This window comes from Protofrankia sp. Cr1 (genome assembly GCF_963555865.1).
Lineage (GTDB): Bacteria > Actinomycetota > Actinomycetes > Frankiales > Frankiaceae > Protofrankia.
Window position 1 is genome coordinate 13,980 of sequence record NZ_CAUVXO010000043.1, and the last position, 3,860, is coordinate 17,839.

At 65.3% G+C, this 3,860-nt stretch carries 3 protein-coding genes and 1 pseudogene; 3 read left to right on the forward strand and 1 reads right to left on the reverse strand.

Annotation, left to right across the window (positions count from 1 at the left end; all coding sequences use genetic code 11):
• The 3 genes and pseudogenes from U9980_RS06495 to U9980_RS06505 form a co-directional block, all read left to right on the forward strand.
• Window positions 1-316 (forward strand): annotated as a pseudogene (locus tag U9980_RS06495) (hypothetical protein); the annotation flags it as partial.
• Window positions 313-558, forward strand: coding sequence for a zf-HC2 domain-containing protein (locus tag U9980_RS06500; RefSeq protein WP_322750339.1), 246 nt, complete (start codon window positions 313-315; stop codon window positions 556-558). The pseudogene U9980_RS06495 and the gene U9980_RS06500, both read left to right, overlap by 4 nt.
• A 2-nt stretch (window positions 559-560) precedes the next feature.
• Complete coding sequence (locus U9980_RS06505) at window positions 561-1,286, forward strand: hypothetical protein (RefSeq protein ID WP_322767106.1); 726 nt, start codon at window positions 561-563, stop codon at window positions 1,284-1,286.
• An 8-nt stretch (window positions 1,287-1,294) separates the two neighbouring features.
• Here the strand turns inward: U9980_RS06505 and U9980_RS06510 are convergent, their stop codons facing one another.
• Window positions 1,295-3,721, reverse strand: coding sequence for a hypothetical protein (locus U9980_RS06510; protein ID WP_322767107.1), 2,427 nt, complete (start codon window positions 3,719-3,721; stop codon window positions 1,295-1,297).
• Window positions 3,722-3,860: the final 139 nt, after the last annotated feature.

Consider the following 3,860-nt stretch of genomic DNA (forward strand, 5'->3'; position numbering starts at 1 on the left):
GCCATCGCGAGCGGGCTTCTTTCTGCCGCCGGATGACCGCTGGGCGGGATGGTGGAACGTTGACGTCCCGTCCTGGCCAGCCGGTTGGGTGCCCACAGCCGAACAGGTGCGTCATGCGGTGCGTCGCCTTGCGCTGAACCAGCGGACGCTGCTCATCCTCCGGGACGCGGCAAAGCTGTCGGCGACCGAGGCCGCTCCCATCACGGGTACGGAACCCGATGATCAGGGCAGACTTCTCGACAGCGCCCGGGAGGCCTACGTCGCTTACCTCGATGAAGAGTGCAGGGCCGTCGATTCCGGGGCTGAGCGCCGATGAGGGCGAGGGACGTCAGCTGTGAGGTCATCTTCGATCTGGTGGGCGCCTGGTACGACGCAGAGCTGACCGACAGTGATCAGAATGCGTTCGAACAGCACCTGCTTTTCTGCCCGCCGTGTCTTGCCTACAGTGACCGGGTGCGACGATCGTTGGCGGCGTTGACGGCGGCGGCCACCGTGGTGGTTCCCGCGGGGCTGGCGGACAGGCTAGCCGCAGCGGTCGAACGGGTTCGTGATACGTGACGATGAGCTACTACAAGTTCCTCCGTCCGGCGGGGACGGGCCCGTTCACCGGCTATGACTGGGGGACGGTGCCGGGAACCTGGGTTGACGCCGAGGTCAATGCCGGAGCCGGAGATGTGGTGCCGTGCAGGGACGGTATCCACGCCTGCCGGGTCGAGGACCTGCCCTACTGGCTCACCGAGGAACTCTGGCGGATAGACCTCGACGGCCCGCTCGTCATCCACGAGAACAAGGTCGTGGCCAGACGCGGTCGGCTCGGCACGCGGGTCGAGCAATGGACGCGGGCGGCTGCCCGGGAATTCAGTGTCGCCTGCGTCTGCCGGGTCGCCTACCATGCGGCGGCCGAACTGCGCGACGCTGGCCTGGCCGCGCTTGCCGAGAGCATCGAGGCCGCGGCGGCAGCTTTTGGCCAGAACGGAATCGGCCAGAAGGGAAAGGGTGACTCGCTCGACGAGCATGCTCGCGCGGGCATCGAGGCAGCTGCGCAGGATCCCGGTTCCACGGCCAACCTGTTGTCGGCATACGTGATCGACGCGCTTGAATCGCTCGACGTCGACCCTCCCGCGGCACTCGCCTACATCGCGGCACGCGCCGCCAACCAGCGCAGCGCCATCCTCGGCGACGCCGCCCACCTCGATGACCCCTACCTCGATGAACGCCGCTGGCAGGCGTCGTGGCTCGCGACCCGGCTCGGACTACCCACCCCAGCCGGTTCGTCGGCGCCGTGACGCAGCCGCTATCCGGAGGCAAGGGACTCCACATCGGCGTCCGACGGTGGCTCGTCCTCGTCGAAGACGCTCCATTCGTCCATGAAGGCGGAGTCCGCTGACCTCAACTCGGCGGGTTCCGGCCCGCGCGGGAACAACCAGACGCGTAGGGCGCGTATGTCCGAACGGTCGAACATTCGGTGGACATCATCTGTGCCGGTTCGCTCACCACCCGAAAGTTGACTGCCGGTCAGCTCGGCCCGTCGCTTTGCCTCATCGACACCGGAGCGATTGAAGATCTCGCACAGGCGACTCACCGTCCGGGTCGTCATCTCCTCGTAGAAAACGAGGTTGTAATCGTCCGGAGGGTGCGGGACACCCATGAACCGATAGGCGTGGACGACAGCACGATGGTAGTCGGCGAATGCCTCGTCGGTCTTCCCTGATGCCCAGTACACATCCGCCCGCACACGGAAGAGGTTCGCGATCAACTCCTCGTCCCAGTCATCTGTTTGCGCGGCGAGCCGTTTCAGGCGTTGCGCCGCGGCGGTGATACGGGTGACCGCCTCCTCCAGAGCCTCCCGTTCCAGCGCGAGGTCCGCGGTTTCGAAGAGCAGCCAGGCGACGTTCCAGTCGTCCGTGAGTTCCTCAAAAACAGCCAGCGCCTCTTTGTAGTAACGGTTCGCGGCCAGGTCCGCCGGGTCACGGAATCGCCTGGTGTGCGCGAGAAATATCCTGATCAGGCCATTGACTCGCAGCAGCTCCCGTTCTTCTTCCGCAGTGGCGTCAACACGCGCGCCACGGCCCAGCCCGCAAAGACGTTGGACGAGGAGAAGCCGGTTACGGATGTCGTTCCAGGGAGCGTCGGTCTTGAGGTACCCCGGCGGATAATGGTCCAGCACAAAGCCCAGCGCTTCGCCCAACTGATCGTCCGGGTTACGCTGGGTTGCGGTCGCGACGGAGCCGACGTTCCCGGCGAGCGAGTCCTCCTGGTGCCAGGTACGTTCCCAGTCCTCCAGCAGCCGCCGGTTGTAGTCGAACGGACAGTAGCACCCCCACCACCAGTAGGCTTCCAGGAACACGAGCGCGAAACGTGCCCGGGTGATCGTGCGGTTCCGGGACACCCGCCGGGCGTGGAACAACCACTCCCGCTTGTAGGCCTGCCAGCGGGGGTGTTCGTAGCGATACCAGGAGCTGTAGGTGCCGGTGGTTTCGTCCTCCCATTCCGACACGAGGCGGAAGTAATGTTGGGCGGCCTGCTGGTGCAAGTCCTGCCAGATGCGGGGGTGCATTGTCCGCAGTTCGCGGCTCAGGGAAAGCCGGATGAACTCGTGCAGGCGGAAACGGTCGGACGGTTCGTCGGCGACCGCGAGTAGCTGTTCGGCGATGCCATAGCCCTTGAGCGTCTGAATGACGGTTCCCACATCGGGATACCCGTCGTCGCCTTCTGCCAGCAGTTCGGCGAGTAGCGGCTCGTCGAAGGTGTTGACCACAGCGCAGGCATGGACGGCCTTCGACAACCGGGTGTCCCGGACCGCGTCGATGATCAGTCGAACGAGGCCGGCCCATTTCTCCCACGGATCGTCCGGTAGCCGCTGAAGAGTTCGCCGCAGGTCCGACGCCTCCAGTTTGTCCGGACCCGTCTCGCTGACCAGTTTCGCCGCCAGCGACAGGCCACCGGGATGTCCCGCCGTGAAATCGTGGACGACATCGGCGACACCTGGCCGCAGTGCACCGTCAAAGGTCTGGTCGAGGTAGAGGACGACTTCGTCGCGAGACAGATAGGGCAGCGCCCGGACGTACCAGCGATCCGATCCGGTCGAGAACGTGTGCGGTGAGGGCACCCGGGCGATGACGACCAGAGTGTTGGTCAGGCGCAGCGCCATACGCGCCAGCCAGTGACCCATCTCGTCGTCGACGATACGTTCGAACGAATCCATGGTGATCAGGATGTGCCGACGCCGGCTCCATTCCGCCCAGCCGCTGACGAAAGCGTCGTCAATGGCCGACTGCGACTGGCGGATCCGAGCCTTCACCGTTTCCTGGTCGTCGCTCTCGGGGGTGTCGCGCACACCCGTTTCGGTCTTCGGTGCACCGCCGAGCAGCCGGGCCTCACGCTCGCACAGCTGGCGGAAACCAGCGAACTCCCGAGCTCGGGTACGATCGGTCACCCGAAGCATCAGCTCTCGTGTTCGCGCGAATGTCTCCCACAGGACGGGGGCAGAGGCGCGGGGGCCGTAGGCGTCCCGGAATCCTTCCCGCCGGAACGCGGACATGTCCTCGTTGAAGATGTATACCCGGTTGGCGCCTTCAACCCGACTGACCAGCTGTCGGATCAGCATGGACTTACCCAGGCCGTGAACACCGACAAGGTCGATCACCGACCCTTCGCCCCGGATGAAGAGCAGGCGTAACGCCTCTGTCAACTCGGCTTCCCGGCCGACGAAAAGATCCATACCGTCCCCTCGGGTAGCAGTGGGCCGGGCTTCAGGATCTCATCACCCGAGATGCGGCACCATGCCGAAGTAGCTGTCGCGCTATCGTGCTGGCGCTGAGACGGTATAGCGCCGCAGCGCTCACGGGGGGTGGGTCTGG

Excerpts from the sequence above, each read along its gene's own strand:
- U9980_RS06500 (WP_322750339.1), top strand. The coding sequence starts at position 313 with ATGAGGGCGAGGGACGTCAGCTGTGAGGTCATCTTCGATCTGGTGGGC.
- U9980_RS06505 (WP_322767106.1), top strand. The coding sequence starts at position 561 with ATGAGCTACTACAAGTTCCTCCGTCCGGCGGGGACGGGCCCGTTCACC.
- U9980_RS06510 (WP_322767107.1), bottom strand. The coding sequence starts at position 3,721 with ATGGATCTTTTCGTCGGCCGGGAAGCCGAGTTGACAGAGGCGTTACGC.